Genomic DNA, 15949 nt, shown 5'->3' with positions numbered 1-15949 from the left:
AATTGACATTTCTTATTGCTGGGCGTTCGCTCCGCCGACAATTTCCGCTATTTCCTGGGTAATAGCCGCTTGACGCGCACGGTTGTACGTAAGCGTTAAGCCAGCGATCATCTTGGTCGCGTTTTTCGTCGCGCTGCCCATTGCCGTCATTTTTGCTCCGAACTCGCTTGCTTTACTTTCAAGAATCGCACTGTAAATGACCGTTTCCGCATATTTCGGCAGCAGAACGTCAAGCACTTCCTCGGCAGACGGTTCATACTCGTAATTGGCTTTAGCGCCAGTTACTTCAATCTGCTCCAGCGGCAGCAAACGCTTCACAACAGGGATCTGGGTGATGGCATTATGGAATTGATTATAGACAACATGCAATTCGTCATACGCACCGCTCTCAAAGCCCTTAACGGCCGCGTTCGCAATGGATTTGATGTCGGCAAACTTGGGGGAATCCGATAAGCCTGTGGTCTCCTGAACGACTGCAATATCCCGGCGTTTGAAGTAATCCCGGCCTTTTCGTCCGATGACAAAAAGCGCATATTCGTTGGCGGAAGAGTGCTTCTCCTTCAATGTCAAAGCTATTTTACGAAGCACGTTGACATTGTAGCCGCCGGCAAGTCCGCGATCCGACGTGATGACCAGGTAGGCCGTCCGCTTCACTTCACGGGTTTGCAGCATAGGATGCTTCACATTGCCGCCGCTGTTTGCGATGCTGGCGACGACTTCGCGGATTTTGTCCGTGTAAGGTCTTGAAGCGACTGCCGCCTCCTGAGCCCGTCTGAGCTTGGCTGCAGCAACCATTTCCATTGCTTTCGTAATTTGTTTGGTATTCTGCGTACTCTTGATTTGACGCTTAATCTCGCGCATACCCTTAGCCAATTCGTTGTCACCACCTTATTGCCGGACTCCCTTAACGAAGTGAATCCGGCTCTATTCCGCTTAAGTCCAGGCTTATATGCTTGCCCCGAATTAAGCCGATGCGGAAAAGCCTTTTTTGAACGTATTAATCGCTTCAATAAGAACCTTCTCGTTATCGGAAGTTAAATCCTTGGTATCGCGGATCGACGAGAAAATCTCGGGTTTGCTTGCATCCACGTAAGCCAGCAATTCAGCTTCGAAACGACGAATGTCTTGAACCGGAATATCGTCAACATGTCCCCGGGTTACCGTATAAAGAGATACAACCTGGCGTTCAACAGGCAGCGGCTGGTTAACGCCCTGCTTGAGAATTTCCAGTGTCCGCTCACCGCGGTTCAGACGGGATTGCGTTACTTTATCAAGATCCGACCCGAATTGGGCAAATGCAGCGAGCTCACGGTATTGGGCAAGATCAAGCTTGAGCGTACCCGCAACCTTTTTCATCGCTTTGATTTGCGCCGAGCTACCTACCCGGGATACGGAGTTACCGACGTTAACAGCCGGACGTTGGCCGGAGTAGAACAAATCGGACTCAAGGAAAATCTGTCCATCCGTAATCGAAATTACGTTGGTTGGGATGTAAGCGGAGATATCGCCCGCTTGCGTCTCAATGAATGGCAGTGCTGTCAGCGAACCGCCGCCGAGCTCATCATTCAGCTTGGCTGCACGCTCCAGAAGACGGGAATGCAGGTAGAAAACGTCGCCCGGATAAGCTTCCCGACCTGGAGGACGGCGGAGCAGCAGGGACAACTCACGGTATGCGGCAGCCTGTTTGGACAGATCATCATAGATAACCAGTACATGCTTGCCGCTGTACATAAAGTACTCACCCATCGTACAGCCTGTGTAAGGGGCAATGTAGAGCAATGGGGATGGCTCGGATGCGCTCGCGGTAACGACGATTGTGTAATCAAGCGCACCTTGCTTGCGAAGCGATTCTACTACCGTACGGACAGTGGATTGCTTTTGTCCGATTGCCACATAAATACAGATAACGCCGTTGCCTTTTTGGTTAACGATCGTATCGATGGCAATTTGGGTTTTACCGGTTTGACGGTCACCGATGATCAGCTCCCGTTGGCCGCGGCCGATCGGAATCATCGCATCGATCGCCTTGATACCTGTCTGCATCGGCTCGAATACCGATTTACGGGCCATAACGCCCGGAGCCGGCGATTCGATCGGGCGCGCCTCTGTCGTGTTGACAGGACCGTTGCCATCCACTGGCTCACCCAGTGCGTTAACAACGCGTCCAAGAAGCGCCTCACCTACAGGAACCTCCATAATACGACCGGTTCTCTTCACTTGATCACCTTCACGAATACCTGTGTAAGGTCCCATGATAACGACACCGACATTGCTTTCCTCAAGGTTGAGGGCCATGCCGATAACGCCGTTGGAGAATTCGAGCAGTTCTCCTGCCATACAGTTTTCGAGTCCATGAACGCGAGCAATACCGTCACCGACTTGGATGACCGTACCGACATCGACAACTTGAATCTCGGATTTAAATTGTTCGATTTGTTGTTTAATCAGCGTGCTGATTTCATCAGGTCTGATACTCAATTCCGCTCACCCCTATCTACAATGCTTGAGTTTTCAATGATTGTTCCAAACGAGAAAGCTTGCCTAGCAGGCTGCCGTCATAAAGACGGTCGCCGATGCGCACCTGCACACCGCCGAGCAGCTCCGGTTTCAAGATTTGTTCCGCGACAATTTTTTTGCCGGCAATTGCACCGAATCTCGCTTGTACTTTGGACAACTCTTCCGCGCTTAACTGCTTAGCTGTATACACCGTTGCATGGGCTTGGCCCAGCGCTTCGCCAGCAAGCTTCGTATACGCTTCGTAGACGCCGCTAATGATTCCCTGACGGCCGCGGATAATAAGAAGTTCCAGTGTGCTGAGAACGGATTCTGAGATTTTATCGGAAAAAGCGCCTTTGACCAAAGCGATTTTTTTGGATGTTTCTATGTTGGGAAAGCTGAGAAATTTGCGAATTTCCGCATTCTTCTCAATAACCTCAACTACTAATTTAAGCTGTTCCTGGTTTTCAGCAATCGTTTGATTCAGCTGTGCAATTTGGAACAACGCCTTCGCATAACGTTTTGCAACTACGCCGTCGCGGCTCATTTGCTTTCTACCTCTTTCAGGTATTGGTCAACGAGCTCTGCTTGCGATTTCTCATCGATTTGCTTCTCGATGATTTTGGATGCGATCATAACAGACATGCCGCCAACTTGACTGCGAAGTGCGGCAATTGCCTTATTCTTTTCAATTTCGATATCGCTGACCGCTTCATTTTTCAAACGGGTTGCCTCAGCTTTTGCAGACTGCATAATGTCATCCGCCTGCTTATTACTGGTTACTTTTGATTGCTCGATAATTTCATAAGCCTCTTTGCGTGCCTGCTGAAGAGCTTGCTTCTGTTCTTCAAGATGCTGGCTTGCTTGCAGACGGCTCTCTTCTGCTGTTTTTATTTGATCCTGCACCAGCTGTCTGCGCTGTTCCATAATGCCCATCAAGGGTCCGAAGGCATATTTGCTCAGCAACCATAACAACACCAGGAACGCTATGATGGTAAATACTGTCGATTCCCACACAAACTCCATAGTTGACACTCCTTTCCATAAACCTGAATCATAATAATTGTGCCAATCAAAACGAAGGCGTGGATGGCCTTGGCCAACCCCGCCAACCCGTTATATGGATACTAAGCTCCGAAATAAAGAAGGAAGCCGATTACAACGCCAATGATTGGAACAACCTCGACGATACCAACACCGATGAACATAGTGGTTTGAAGCGTACCGCGAAGCTCAGGCTGACGGGAAATCCCTTCAACTGTTTTACTGACGATCATACCGTTACCAATACCTGCACCCAACGCTCCCAAACCAATTGCCAATGCTGCTGCCAAAAATTCCATTTTTGAAATCCTCCTAATAGTAGGTTATTTTTGTCGTGCCAATATATATGACTCCCGCCAGAAGAGCCCGAAGCCTCCTAAGTAGCGGGATTTGTGCCTGTTAATGATCCTCTTCATGAACCGTCGCCTGCGAAATGTAAACCATGGTAAGAATGGTAAACAGGAAGGCTTGAATCGCCCCAACAAACAAACTGAATGCCTGCCAGGCGGCGAGGAGTGGAATACCGACTACTCCCAGCATCAAAATCGTGGAAATCAGAACCTCACCAGCGAAAATGTTAGCGTACAAACGGAGTGAGAGGGTAAGCGGTTTAGCTAGTTCCTTCAGGATATTGAGCGGGAGGAAAATAGCATACGGTTCAATGTAATGCTTCAGATAGTGTTTACGATTCTGCTTCAGACCAAGGAAGTGAACCATAAAGATCACTATAATCGCAAGTCCCGCTGTACAAGCCAGATCGGCTGTCGGTGATTTCCACCAACCAACATGCGCGTGACCGCCATCCTCGACCAGCTGGGCTTCGGAAACGATTTCAGTTCCCGCGAAAGTAAACGGTTCATGATGCTCGGTAATGATACCGAATGGGAGCCCTAATAAATTGGATACAAAGATGAACAGAATCAAAGTCATACCCAAGTTAATGAAACTCTTTGCCTTGCTGAGCGGCATCGTGCTTGCAATGGTATTGTGAACGAATTCAATAACCCATTCCATAAAATTTTGCATTTTTGAAGGATTGGTCACCGATAGATTACCCACTGCCACCCGTGCCAGAATAAAAACAATCAGGCAGGACACGATGATGGACAACCAGGTGGAAAGATCGATGTGAAAGCCTCCAACGTCAATAATCGGAAATAAATGCATGCTTTTGTTTTCACCCCTTTCCGCTATGCTTTGAATAGGTTACGGCCGTGATTAGAAAAACAGCTATCTGTACAAAGAAAGATGCAGACAATGTAGCGGCTACATTCAGATGTTGAGGAAACTTATTGGCAATCATGACGACAAACAGAACAGTAGCAAGCCTTCCGGCCATGCCGATGCTCATCCTTCTTGGCCCTTGATCAACAACGATCTGTCCGAGAAGATCAATACGCCTTCGCAGAAGATATGCATTGAACAAACTTGCCGCGCAGCCTGCAACGATTCCGGCGGCTATGGCCTTCAAAGATGGAACAAGCAGCCATACTACAATGCAGAGTGACATCAGATAGAGAGCTGATCGCATTGCTTTCCTAAAGATCTCATTCATCGGTGTCCTCCAATACAACCTTGACAAGCAACACGCAGGACAGAATACCGGCAGCCAGACCAACAAGCAAACCGCCAATGATCCAAGCTTGCGAACCACCTATCCATTTGCCGACAAAATAGCCCAGTAAGATGCAAATTGCGAAGTCAAGCCCCATTACACCAACCAGCCCTGCAGCTCGCCAGGGGTTGTCTCCCATACCCTTTTTATTCATGGCTTTACCTCTGTTAATCCTTATACATTTTATCCAAGCGAAGCGACGTTTGTCAATCGATATAAATTCAAACAGTTTGTGAACGCGAACCCGGAAAGCCTTGCTATATCAAGGTTTTCCAAGATTGCAAACCATACAGTACCACTGTATGCTGTGGTGTTTGGCGACATGCGGCGATTTGGACTTAACTATGAACGTTGTGTGAACGGGACAGGCCGTTCTTTCCTTCTCCCAAAATGATGCAAAATCGCCTGTACAATCCTTTGGGAAGCTTGACCGTCGCCGTAGGGATTTGCCGCTTTGCTCATTTTCTCATATAGTCCGGCATCCTTGAGAAGAGCACGGGCGCGTGTATATACAACTTCTTCGTCCGTACCGACAAGCTCCAGCGTTCCGGCCTCGATTCCTTCCGGACGCTCCGTTGTATCCCGCAGCACCAAGGTCGGAACGCCGAATGAAGGCGCTTCTTCCTGCAACCCGCCCGAGTCGGTCATAATCATATAGGTGTGAGGATAGAAATTATGAAACTCAAATACGTCGAGCGGATCGATCAGCTTGATCCGGGGATGATCGCCCAGAATTTCATTGGCAGGCTCGCGGACAGCCGGATTCGGATGAACCGCATAAACGAAAGCCACATCTGCAAACTCGTCGGCAATCCGTTTCACCGCCTGGAAAATATTGCGGTGAGGCTGTCCAAGCGCTTCACGGCGATGCGCCGTCATGAGCACCAGGCGTTTTCCGTCCGCCCAATCGATAATGGGATGGGTGAACGACTTGTCCACCGTATACTCGAAAACATCCGTAGCTGTATTACCCGTTACATAAATGGCGGACTCCGGCTTGTTTTCCTGGCGAAGATTGCTGGCCGCCTGCTCGGTCGGGGCAAAATGAATATCGGACAGGACGCCCGCGAGCTGGCGGTTCATTTCCTCGGGATAAGGCGACATTTTGTTCCACGTACGCAGGCCTGCCTCGACATGACCCACCTGAATCTGCTGAATGAACGAAGCATAGCTCGCCAGAAAAGTGGTTTGCGTATCGCCATGGACGAGCACGATATCAGGCTTCGATTCCCTCAGAATAGGCTCAAGCCCTTCCAGCACCCGTACAGTCGTTCCCGTCAGCGTCTGGCGATCCTGCATCACGTTCAGATCATAATTCGGTCTGATTTCAAAAAAGTCGAGCACCTGATCCAGCATTTGCCTATGCTGCGCCGTCACACAAACAATCGATTCAATCTCATCCGAATGTTTCTGCAGCTCCAGAACAAGCGGAGCCATCTTTACTGCCTCCGGACGCGTGCCAAAAATAGTCATTACCTTCAGTTTAGCCAATGATTGTCACTCCTATGATAAATTAATGCGTTATGTGTGTTCTCCGGTGACATTGAAACTGCGTATGCCGCAAAACTTCCCCGCTATTTCGTACCGTACATGCGGTCGCCGGCGTCTCCCAGACCGGGTACAATGTAACCGTGCTCATTCAAGCGCTCGTCAAGTGCGGCAATGAAAATATCCACATCGGGATGGTCTTTCTGGACGGCTGCAACACCTTCAGGCGCTGCAATCAAACACATCAGCTTAATCTGGAGACAGCCGCGCTGCTTCAGAGTCTCGATCGCCGCATTGGCCGATCCGCCAGTGGCGAGCATGGGATCAATGACGATCAGCATCCGCTCGGTTGCATCCGCGGGCAAATTCACATAATACTCGATCGGCTCCAGTGTATCCGGATGCCGGTACAGACCAATATGACCAACCTTGGCCGCCGGAATCAGCTTAAGCATGCCATCCACCATTCCAAGGCCCGCGCGAAGCACGGGGATAAGACCGAGCATGCGGCCGGATATCACCTGGCCTACCGCTTCTGTGACCGGCGTTGTTACCGGCACCGGTTCCAAGGGAACATCCCGTGTAATTTCATAGGCCATTAACGTTGCCACTTCGTCCACCAGCTCGCGGAAATCCTTCGTATTGGTACCTTTGTCGCGAATATGCGTCAGCTTATGTTGGATAAGCGGGTGGTCACAAATCGTCAATTTGCCCATTGGTTTCATCCTCCTGTAAAAGCTTTGCGTCCCTTCTTGGAACATCCTCATTCTTTACAATCCTATCACAACCTCGTCTATTATAGCATCGGTAGCTTCATTATGCACTGCACAGTAAAAATCAAGAAGAAACGGTTCTTTTGAATTATTTTCTCCTATAAATATTAAAAAACCGGCCAGTCCGGATTGACGGACGCCGGTTGATCGGTGAGTCGAAGGGCCTCCATGATTTGGTGCCATTCCAAGGCTTTGGGAATATAGACTCAGTCTCCTCCGCCTCCACAGCCGCCTCCCCCGCAGGACGAGCCGCCGCCGTCGCTGCCCGATCCGCAGGAAGAACCGCCTCCATCGTGGCCCCCGCTGCCTGAGCTGTCGCTGTCGCACACATAAGAGTTTGATCCGCAGCTGCTCGCGGAGCCTCCCTGTTCCTTCCTGTGAGCGGCATCCATCTCGTTTGCAAACTGATCGGGCGGGAGCATGGACGACATGAATAACGCACCTGATAGCGCTCCTGTCATCATGAGCGGATCAGACCATTGGGCGCCCCGGCCCGTTTCGTATCTATCGTATGGATTGCCGGTGCCGCTCCGTGCATCTGCTGCAAGCTCCTGGCCCCTTTGAATCAAATAGTCAACTGCGGCACTTAAATCCGGAAACTTCTCTGCAGCCTTGACATTAAAATAATGTCCGCGGAGCTCATCCACGCTTAGCTGCTCCAGCGCTTCCATCCGCTGCGGTGAAAGCGGTGTCCGGTAGAAGGTTCCCCAAAGCTGGCTGCTCACAGGCGTCTGCACAAACAGCTCCCCGTAAATCCAATCAAACCAAGCCCGTTCGCCCTGCTCCGGCCCTGCTCCGTCCCCATGCGGCGCATGATGAATAAATCCGCCGCTCAGCTGGATGCAGAACTGTTCATACTCCCGGGTAAACATCAGCATTTCATGCCAAACCTCATCGACCTTCTCACTATACATCGGTACGCCCCGCATAATGGCGCACATCAGGAAATAACGTTTCAATTCAAACCACAGCCACTGCCACTCGCCGTCACGCATAGAAGGCCTGTTTCTCAAGACGCGGTCCTTCACCCTGGCTTCCATATCGGCGGTCAGCACAGCTTCAAGACGCTCTGCCGCCGGTCGTGCGGGATGTCCTGAAGGTACGCCGAGAGCCTCCGGCGGCTTGCGCTTGGCTGAAGCCGCCCTGCGCGATCCCCTGCTCTGTGATTTCTGATTGTTCAATCGCGATACGATAAAAAAGATAATAATGACAGCGAGAACAATGATAAGGAAACCACCCATAGCTATCACCCGCTTTTCGTAGGATTAGTTCCATCATAGCATGAATAAACCATGTCTTTCTGCCGTTTTTGGTAAACATTAGGGCTGTATCAGGCCGGTGTTGTAAAAAAAGGCTGCTGCGCTGTCCTCGTGGACTTGCGCAGCAGCCTCTTCGCTTTCTTTGTTATGAAGCTTTTTTAATATTTCAAACCGGGATAAAGCGGGTATTGGGAGGTCAGGTCGCTGACCATGCCGCGCGCTTTGGCAAGCACCGCTTCATCTTTCGGGTTTTTCAAGGTCATGGCGATAATTTCTGCAATGGTCTTCATCGCTTCGACGCCCATTCCCCGTGAAGTTGCCGCAGGAGTACCGATACGCACGCCGCTTGTAATGAACGGGCTGGTCGGATCGAATGGAATGGCGTTTTTGTTGACTGTGATTTGCACGGAATCCAGTACATGCTCCGCATCCTTGCCGGTAATGTTCAGACTGCGCAGATCAATCAGCATCAGGTGATTGTCTGTTCCGCCGGATACGATATTAATGCCTTGGGCCATCAACGATTCTGACAGCGCCTTGGCGTTATCGACGACGTTTTTGCCGTAGACTTTGAATGATGGATCCAGCGCTTCGCCGAAAGCAACCGCTTTGGCAGCAATAATATGCATCAAAGGTCCGCCCTGGGAACCAGGGAATACGGCTTTATCGATCGCTTGCGCCCATGGCTGACGGCACATAATCAAGCCGCCGCGGGGTCCGCGAAGCGTTTTATGCGTCGTGGTGGTAACGAAATGGGCGTGCGGCACCGGGCTTGGATGCAGACCGGCTGCAACCAGACCGGCAATATGCGCCATATCGACGAACAGCAGTGCACCGACATCATTTGCGATTTTGCCCAGTGCTTCAAAGTCAATGATACGCGGGTAAGCCGAGGCGCCTGCTACGATCATCTTCGGACGGTGCTTGAACGCAAGCTTCCGGACTTCTTCATAATCGATGGTGAATGTATTCTCATTGACGCCGTAAGAGACGAAATTATACAAAATACCGGATGCGTTAACCGGGCTGCCGTGCGTCAAATGCCCGCCATGCGCCAGATTCATGCCAAGCACGGTATCGCCCGCATTCAGTGCTGCAAGATAAACCGCCATATTCGCCTGGGCGCCGGAATGAGGCTGTACGTTGACATGCTCTGCGCCGAAAAGCTCCTTGGCACGGTCGCGGGCAATGTTCTCGGCGATATCCACATGCTCGCAGCCGCCGTAGTAGCGTTTGCCCGGGTAGCCTTCGGCGTATTTGTTCGTCAATACGGTTCCCATGGCTTCCAGCACAGCTTCGGAGACAATGTTCTCGGATGCGATAAGCTCAATGTTGTCGCGCTGACGCTGCAGTTCAAGTCCGAGCGCTTTTACCAATTCAGGGTCTTGTTTGCGTAAATGTTCCATTGTTTTGTTTATCCTCCTTAAATGTAACGCCTTCTATAACAGTCCCTTGCATTGCGCTGACTGGCCTTTGCAGCTTATTGAGCAGCCATGGGTCAGAAACAATTCGCAAAACATGTTTATTGGCGGTTGTTAATTAACGCGGTATGTGGTCAAACGCCGAATCAACTTCTCTAGTCGCATGTGCCGCCCGGAGACTCCGGGCCACCTGGGGATGTATCCGTAAAGGCTTCAGCAGCTGAACTGCCCGGAATGCCGGCCTCTTCCTCCGTATATACAGCGCGAATGCCGCCGATCAGCTTTGGACGCGTATAAGCCATTGTCAGATGCGCTTCTCCAATGGAACGGATTGTCGGCCTGACGGGAACAGCAACACGCCGCAGATGCATGCCGATGAACGTATCGCCAATATCCAGTCCGGCATGCGCCTGCACCGACTCCGTCAGACAGGGATCGGACAGCTGCCGGTAGGCGTAGGAAGCCATCGAACCGCCGGCTTTCGGCACGGGAATGGCTCCTACAATCTCCAGGCCATACCGCTCTGCGATATCCCTCTCCATCACAAGCGCCCGGTTCAAATGCTCGCAGCACTGATAGACGGGGTGAAAGCCGATGTCACGGCGGGCCGCCTCAACGCCTTCGTAAACCGCTTTGGCTGTCTCCAGTGTGCCTGATGTGCCAATCCGCTGACCGATGATTTCGCTTGTGCTTGCGCCAATTACCAGAAGCTGTCCGCTTCGAAGCTGAGCGGCATGCGCCAGCTCACGGACAACAGCTTCAACATCACCTGCAATCGTATCCAGCTTCAGTTCCCGGTTCATCACCTGACACTCCTTCGATTCGGATCTTCCGCTTGCTGCTAAGTATGGTGCTTCCCTCTGAAAACAATCGCCGGAACGGCAGCTTGCGCCGGATGGCAAAAACGGATTCAAATAACGGTTGAGGGAGAAGACGCATTTTCTTCAAGCTTCATGACCTTGCCGATCCTGCCAACATGACGCTGCTCCTCTGAGAACGGGGTTTCCAGCCAGATTCGGACGATCTCCTGGGCAAGCCCTGGTCCGATGACGCGTTCTCCCATCGCCAGCACATTCGTATCATTATGCTCACGGGTTGCCTTGGCCGAGAAGGTATCGTGCACAAGTGCGCACCGGATGCCGGCCGTTTTATTGGCCGCAATTGACATGCCGATTCCGGTGCCGCAGACAAGAATTCCGCGTTCCGCCTTCCCGCTTTTTACTCTTTCGCAGACAGGAAGCGCATAATCAGGGTAGTCCACGGATTGCTCGCAATCGCAGCCGACATCTTCGATTTCATGACCGAGCGACCGGATGAAGGAAGCGAGCTCCTCCTTGAGGCGGTAACCGCCGTGATCGGCGCCGATGGCGATTTTCATAACATATAATCCTCCCGGTTTGACCGCCTTGGATGGCGAAAAATGTCGATGAATCATGTTACTAGTATACCTGAAATCATGCTGAAATCGCCTGGAAGACGAAAAAAGAGCATGACATGCTTTCGCACGCTGCTCTTTGCCCAGGCGACCGGCCGTATGATCTGATGCTCCACCGTGGTTTGATCCACTTTAGTCGCCAGTTACATCAGAAACCGTCTTAGTTGTTTTTATCATAACGTATTGCCTGTTGAAAATCAATCATCGAACGTCAGGGGCTGATGCGGATATTTTGTAAACGATCTTATTGGGAAGGGCCAAGCTTATCCAGCAGCTTCCTCAATGCATCCTCGATCTCGTCGGCGCTGCGCTTATACATCTCCATCGACCCGCCAAAGGGATCGGCTATGTCAAAATCGGGAATCCGCTTCTCAAGCTCAAGCAAGCGATCGCGCTCGGCACTGGTCATCTGTTGGCCAAGCGCCTGCTTCATCTGCCATTCCGTGTAAAGCCCCTCCAGCTCCGAAATATCGGCCAACACCTTCTCGTCGCAGCCGACGAATTCCTTGAGCGTGTAAGTTTTATCCACGGCTTGCGGGAAGCGCTGCAGCAAATTGCGTTTATGGCTTGTCGTCATCGTCAAAATCAGATCCGCCCAAACGACTGAACCGCCATCAAGCGCTTTGGAGCCGCCAGTACATGAAACCTCCCTTTGACGCAGCACGCCCACAGCATTCGAAGAAACAGGAAGTCCATCCACCGTGGACACACCTGCCGAGCGTACCTCCAGCTGCCTGCCCTGCTTTCTCGCAAGCTCCTTAAGAATGGCCTCCGCCATCGGGGAACGGCATGTATTGCCGGTGCAAACGAACAAAATCCGTTTCATAGCACTCACACTCCTTTTCCTCAATTTATTCAAAATAAAACAAGCAGCCCGAACGTGAACAAAATAACACCGCCCAGCGCTTCCCCGTACTCGCCCATGCTTGAACTGACCCGCCGTCCGATGAGCAGTCCAACCGTGGACATGATTCCGCCGAAGAAGCCGAACAGAAGCACCGTGACCAGCACATCCGCCGCAAACATGCCCAGTGAAATGCCTACGGAAAATGAATCAATGCTCACGCTGAGCGCAAACAGCAGCATTCCCCAAACCGTGCTGTGATCAAGAGATTCCACGGACTCACCCCGCAGGGAGCTATAAATCATGTGGCCGCCCAAGAGCAGCAGCAGCACACCGGCGGCGGATGAAGCCACATCGCCGAGCAGGGAGCTGACGTATTTACCGGTAAGCATGCCCATAAGAGGCATTATTATATGAAACAGCGCGATAACCGCACTTAATTTAAGAATGTCAACAAGCCGAATACCCTTCATTCCTATACCGACCCCGAGTGAAAAAGCGTCCATCCCAAGAGCTATCGCCATAAGTAAAAGCGTCAGCAGTTGTCCGGCATGCATACCCGCTTCGACCATTCTTTTTCCCCCTTGTCCGCATTCTTTTCCAGCATATGCGGACAAGGAGTTAAACATGACCTGTAAAAGCGGCAGCCCGGGAAGGGCGTTATACGCGGATGATCTGCTGGGCTGCCGCTTTGGCAAGCCGGTTCATCAAGGCATGCCCGATGCCGGCCTCCGGACAGGTCTCCGCCCAAATTCGGCTCACGCCGAGATCATCAAATGAACGCAGGGCGGCATATAAGCCCTGAGCCGCCCGCTCCAGATTGCCGAGGCTGCCGATGACCAATACATGATCGGCATCGAAGCGGTCGGCATGCTCATGGAACGCGAGCACACCCGTACGTTCACCTTCCGCCCGGGCATTCCGGCTCTGCTTGCCGATATAAGCGGCAACTTCGTCGATGCCGCCCTGAACCAGCTGCATGACTCCCCTGGGCGCATAATGGGCATACTTCATTCCTGGGGATCTCGGAGCGATGCCGGCTGCCGGGTGTTCATGCGCTCCCAATTCAACGGAACCCGGGGTGCGTTCCTGTCCATTATCATGAGGGGCGGCAGCTATATCATATTCGACCTGCGCCCCCGCTGCGCGCAGCGCTTCAGCTGTTATCCCGCCTGGTCGCAGAATCCGTACAATACCGCCTGCTTCAACCTCAACAACCGTCGACTCCAGTCCCACGCCGGCCGAACCTCCGTCAATAACGGCATCAATCCGTCCGTTCAGATCATCCAGAACATGCGCCGCTTCTGTTGGACTGGGGCGGCCCGAGCTGTTGGCGCTGGGCGCCGCAACCGGACACCCGGCAGCCGTGATCAACGCCAGTGCCACGGGATGCGCAGGCATCCTGACGGCAACGGTGTCCAGCCCTGCCGTGACATGCTCCGATACCGAGGCCCTCTTCAGGGGCAGAACAATCGTAAGCGGCCCCGGCCAGAAGCGGTCCATCAGAAGCTGGACCAGCTCCCCGCAGGGAGCGGTAAACGAATCAAGCTGCGCAGAGTCCGAAATATGCACAATGAGCGGATTGTCCGAAGGTCTTCCTTTGGCTTCAAAAATTCTGCTTACTGCATCTTGATCCAATGCGTTGGCTCCGAGCCCGTACACCGTTTCAGTGGGAAATGCCACCGTTCCTCCCTGACGGAGAGTACGTGCGGCTTCTCTGATGATCTTATCGTCGGGGCTTGCGGGATCGACATGATACACCTTGGTTTTGCTCGTCATTATGCAACCAATCCTTAGACGTCAATTAATCATTTTTATTTCTTCCATTATATCATACATGGCAAGTCTCACATCCTCTCCGATATCCGGAGTACTATGGAATCTTATCTGACATCTATTAGGAAGCTATCCGGAAAATCATGTAATTTCCTTTGACTTTTAACCTTTTGCGGATGTATGATAACTACGATTATTTATATATAAATTCAGATATATCAGCTTCGCATTTTTACATGCGCAATGGAGGATTACAGATGCAGACAGAAGAAGCCAAGCAGGTCCGTTTCCTGCCCATTATGATTGCCATTTTCTTCGGCAGTTTTATTTCTACGCTCAGTGTCAGTACGATTAACATCGCCATTCCTGTTCTGCAGGTTGACTTTGCTTCCGACCTGAACACCATTCAATGGACACTGACAGGTTTTATGCTTGCCATGGGCACATTTGCCCCGATCAGCGGCTATTTCGGCGAACGGTTCAGCTATAAATGGCTTTATCTCGTCTCCCTGCTGGGCTTCACCATTGCCTCCGCCTTATGCGCGCTGGCATGGAGCGCCCCGTCGCTCATCGCATTCCGTATTTTGCAAGGGGCCTTTAGCGGTCTCATCATTCCAGCTACCATGTCGATTATTTATCAGGTCATCCCCCGCGAGAAGCAGCCGATCGCAGTCAGCTTCTGGGCTATGTCGGCCATGCTGGCTCCTGCAATCGGACCAACGCTCAGCGGCTGGCTGCTTGACAATCTCACCTGGCAGTGGCTGTTCTGGATGAATGTGCCGATCGGCATTATCGGTGTTCTGCTCATCCTTCCATTCATCCCCTACTACAGGCTGAATGTGCCCAAGTCATTCGATCTGATCGGTTTTGTCACTGTTATCGTCAGCAGCTCCTCGCTTCTGGTAGCCTTATCGCAAGGCCATGCCTGGGGGTGGTCATCGACAAAGGTGATCAGCTTGATCGCAGCCGGTTTCGTGTTTCTGGCCCTGTTCATCTGGCGCGAGCTAACTGCACAGACACCGCTCTTGAATCTGAGGGTATTCGGCAATGCCCGCTATACGATTTCATTGATTACCATTTGCATCATCACAATCAGCCTTTATTCCGGAACATTCCTGACTCCGATCTTCCTGCAAAACATTCAGCATGTCACGCCGCTTGATACGGGGCTGATTCTGCTTCCGGCTTCGTTGGCCATGGCCATACTGACCCCGTTTGTGGGCAAGTTTTACAGCAAGTTCGGTCCCCGCGTTCTGCTTATTATTGGGGTCGTGCTGATGGGTGCGGGAACGCTGCCGCTCAGCTGGCTCAGCGTCGACATCCCCCACGGCTATATCGTCTTCTGGATGATCGTGCGGAATTTGGGGATTGCCTTTGCCATGATGCCCGCCAGCAACTCCGGGATGGAGCAAATATCACCGCAGCTGAGCGGACATGCTTCCTCGATCAGCAACTGGCTGCGCAATGTATTCGGCTCCTTCGCTATTGCGATTTTTACGACCTTGCTGGCGTCGCATTCGGCCTCGCATGCAACAGATTTGGTCAATGCAGGTTCAACCGATCAAGTCGGCATACAAATGATGTCCTTTACAATGAGCGTAAACGATGTGTATCTCATCGCGACCATTATCGTATTGGTCGCACTGCCGATTTGCCTGTTCATTCCCAAGCTGCGCCCGGATAAGGTCGCCCGGAAACAGGCGGCTTAACTCTTGCTGCGGGCGGTCCTATAGTGCAAAACAAACAACAACCTCCTTCGGCAGAAGGGGGTTGTTGTTTGTTTGCGGATGTTCCGGAC

18 protein-coding genes and 1 riboswitch are annotated in these 15949 nt (G+C 51.8%); of the genes, 1 reads left to right on the top strand and 17 read right to left on the bottom strand.

The window, feature by feature from the left end:
* Positions 1-12 precede the first annotated feature (12 nt).
* The 17 genes from atpG to ACFOLF_RS19275 all read right to left on the bottom strand — a co-directional run bounded on the left by atpG (position 13) and on the right by ACFOLF_RS19275 (position 14154).
* Positions 13-873, bottom strand: a complete 861-nt coding sequence (gene atpG / locus ACFOLF_RS19355) for an ATP synthase F1 subunit gamma (RefSeq protein WP_379114452.1) — start codon at positions 871-873, stop codon at positions 13-15.
* Between the two features lie 90 nt (positions 874-963).
* On the bottom strand, positions 964-2478 hold the full coding sequence (atpA, locus tag ACFOLF_RS19350) for a F0F1 ATP synthase subunit alpha (protein ID WP_210039059.1): 1515 nt from the start codon (positions 2476-2478) through the stop codon (positions 964-966).
* A 16-nt stretch (positions 2479-2494) separates the two neighbouring features.
* Positions 2495-3043, bottom strand: coding sequence for a F0F1 ATP synthase subunit delta (locus tag ACFOLF_RS19345; protein ID WP_210039060.1), 549 nt, complete (start codon positions 3041-3043; stop codon positions 2495-2497).
* Positions 3040-3522 carry a F0F1 ATP synthase subunit B gene (gene atpF, locus ACFOLF_RS19340; RefSeq protein WP_210039284.1) on the bottom strand — a complete coding sequence of 161 codons (483 nt, stop codon included), beginning with the start codon at positions 3520-3522 and terminating at the stop codon, positions 3040-3042. Before atpF ends, ACFOLF_RS19345 begins: the two co-directional genes overlap by 4 nt.
* Before the next feature lie 101 nt (positions 3523-3623).
* On the bottom strand, positions 3624-3839 hold the full coding sequence (atpE, locus tag ACFOLF_RS19335) for a F0F1 ATP synthase subunit C (RefSeq protein ID WP_036583039.1): 216 nt from the start codon (positions 3837-3839) through the stop codon (positions 3624-3626).
* Positions 3840-3939: 100 nt separating this feature from the next.
* On the bottom strand, positions 3940-4707 hold the full coding sequence (atpB, locus tag ACFOLF_RS19330) for a F0F1 ATP synthase subunit A (protein ID WP_210039061.1): 768 nt from the start codon (positions 4705-4707) through the stop codon (positions 3940-3942).
* Between the two features lie 10 nt (positions 4708-4717).
* Positions 4718-5095, bottom strand: a complete 378-nt coding sequence (locus ACFOLF_RS19325; protein ID WP_210039062.1) for an ATP synthase subunit I — start codon at positions 5093-5095, stop codon at positions 4718-4720.
* Positions 5088-5309, bottom strand: coding sequence for an AtpZ/AtpI family protein (locus ACFOLF_RS19320; RefSeq protein ID WP_210039063.1), 222 nt, complete (start codon positions 5307-5309; stop codon positions 5088-5090). Before ACFOLF_RS19320 ends, ACFOLF_RS19325 begins: the two co-directional genes overlap by 8 nt.
* Positions 5310-5497: 188 nt before the next feature.
* Positions 5498-6646 carry a non-hydrolyzing UDP-N-acetylglucosamine 2-epimerase gene (gene wecB, locus ACFOLF_RS19315; protein WP_379114449.1) on the bottom strand — a complete coding sequence of 383 codons (1149 nt, stop codon included), beginning with the start codon at positions 6644-6646 and terminating at the stop codon, positions 5498-5500.
* A gap of 83 nt (positions 6647-6729) precedes the next feature.
* Entirely contained in the window at positions 6730-7359 is a 630-nt protein-coding gene (upp, locus tag ACFOLF_RS19310; RefSeq protein ID WP_210039064.1) for a uracil phosphoribosyltransferase, read from the bottom strand.
* Positions 7360-7622: 263 nt separating this feature from the next.
* Positions 7623-8657 carry a hypothetical protein gene (locus ACFOLF_RS19305; RefSeq protein ID WP_210039065.1) on the bottom strand — a complete coding sequence of 345 codons (1035 nt, stop codon included), beginning with the start codon at positions 8655-8657 and terminating at the stop codon, positions 7623-7625.
* Between the two features lie 176 nt (positions 8658-8833).
* Positions 8834-10081 carry a serine hydroxymethyltransferase gene (locus ACFOLF_RS19300; RefSeq protein ID WP_210039066.1) on the bottom strand — a complete coding sequence of 416 codons (1248 nt, stop codon included), beginning with the start codon at positions 10079-10081 and terminating at the stop codon, positions 8834-8836.
* A gap of 170 nt (positions 10082-10251) precedes the next feature.
* Positions 10252-10899, bottom strand: a complete 648-nt coding sequence (locus tag ACFOLF_RS19295; protein WP_210039067.1) for a TIGR01440 family protein — start codon at positions 10897-10899, stop codon at positions 10252-10254.
* 107 nt (positions 10900-11006) lie between these two features.
* A complete protein-coding gene (gene rpiB, locus ACFOLF_RS19290) occupies positions 11007-11474 on the bottom strand; it encodes a ribose 5-phosphate isomerase B (protein ID WP_210039068.1) in 468 nt (155 codons plus the stop codon).
* 131 nt (positions 11475-11605) lie between these two features.
* Positions 11606-11688, bottom strand: a riboswitch (ZMP/ZTP riboswitch).
* Between the two features lie 87 nt (positions 11689-11775).
* A complete protein-coding gene (locus tag ACFOLF_RS19285) occupies positions 11776-12357 on the bottom strand; it encodes a low molecular weight protein arginine phosphatase (protein ID WP_210039069.1) in 582 nt (193 codons plus the stop codon).
* Positions 12358-12386: 29 nt separating this feature from the next.
* Positions 12387-12947 carry a manganese efflux pump MntP gene (locus ACFOLF_RS19280; protein ID WP_210039070.1) on the bottom strand — a complete coding sequence of 187 codons (561 nt, stop codon included), beginning with the start codon at positions 12945-12947 and terminating at the stop codon, positions 12387-12389.
* 88 nt (positions 12948-13035) lie between these two features.
* Entirely contained in the window at positions 13036-14154 is a 1119-nt protein-coding gene (locus ACFOLF_RS19275; protein ID WP_210039071.1) for an L-threonylcarbamoyladenylate synthase, read from the bottom strand.
* Positions 14155-14408: 254 nt separating this feature from the next.
* On the opposite strand from ACFOLF_RS19275, the gene ACFOLF_RS19270 reads away from it, so the two are divergent.
* Complete coding sequence (locus tag ACFOLF_RS19270) at positions 14409-15860, top strand: MDR family MFS transporter (protein ID WP_210039072.1); 1452 nt, start codon at positions 14409-14411, stop codon at positions 15858-15860.
* Positions 15861-15949 lie beyond the last annotated feature (89 nt).

Source organism: Paenibacillus sepulcri, assembly GCF_042647105.1.
Taxonomy (GTDB): Bacteria; Bacillota; Bacilli; order Paenibacillales; family Paenibacillaceae; genus Paenibacillus_Z; species Paenibacillus_Z sepulcri.
Note: the sequence above shows the minus strand (reverse complement) of the source record. Positions and strands in the feature narration are given on the sequence as shown.

Coding starts and splice junctions, on each gene's coding strand:
- ACFOLF_RS19345 (WP_210039060.1), bottom strand. CDS start 3,043: ATGAGCCGCGACGGCGTAGTTGCAAAACGTTATGCGAAGGCGTTGTTC.
- atpF (WP_210039284.1), bottom strand. CDS start 3,522: ATGGAGTTTGTGTGGGAATCGACAGTATTTACCATCATAGCGTTCCTG.
- atpE (WP_036583039.1), bottom strand. CDS start 3,839: ATGGAATTTTTGGCAGCAGCATTGGCAATTGGTTTGGGAGCGTTGGGT.
- atpB (WP_210039061.1), bottom strand. CDS start 4,707: ATGCATTTATTTCCGATTATTGACGTTGGAGGCTTTCACATCGATCTT.
- ACFOLF_RS19325 (WP_210039062.1), bottom strand. CDS start 5,095: ATGAATGAGATCTTTAGGAAAGCAATGCGATCAGCTCTCTATCTGATG.
- ACFOLF_RS19320 (WP_210039063.1), bottom strand. CDS start 5,309: ATGAATAAAAAGGGTATGGGAGACAACCCCTGGCGAGCTGCAGGGCTG.
- upp (WP_210039064.1), bottom strand. CDS start 7,359: ATGGGCAAATTGACGATTTGTGACCACCCGCTTATCCAACATAAGCTG.
- ACFOLF_RS19305 (WP_210039065.1), bottom strand. CDS start 8,657: ATGGGTGGTTTCCTTATCATTGTTCTCGCTGTCATTATTATCTTTTTT.
- ACFOLF_RS19300 (WP_210039066.1), bottom strand. CDS start 10,081: ATGGAACATTTACGCAAACAAGACCCTGAATTGGTAAAAGCGCTCGGA.
- ACFOLF_RS19295 (WP_210039067.1), bottom strand. CDS start 10,899: ATGAACCGGGAACTGAAGCTGGATACGATTGCAGGTGATGTTGAAGCT.
- rpiB (WP_210039068.1), bottom strand. CDS start 11,474: ATGAAAATCGCCATCGGCGCCGATCACGGCGGTTACCGCCTCAAGGAG.
- ACFOLF_RS19285 (WP_210039069.1), bottom strand. CDS start 12,357: ATGAAACGGATTTTGTTCGTTTGCACCGGCAATACATGCCGTTCCCCG.
- ACFOLF_RS19280 (WP_210039070.1), bottom strand. CDS start 12,947: ATGGTCGAAGCGGGTATGCATGCCGGACAACTGCTGACGCTTTTACTT.
- ACFOLF_RS19275 (WP_210039071.1), bottom strand. CDS start 14,154: ATGACGAGCAAAACCAAGGTGTATCATGTCGATCCCGCAAGCCCCGAC.
- ACFOLF_RS19270 (WP_210039072.1), top strand. CDS start 14,409: ATGCAGACAGAAGAAGCCAAGCAGGTCCGTTTCCTGCCCATTATGATT.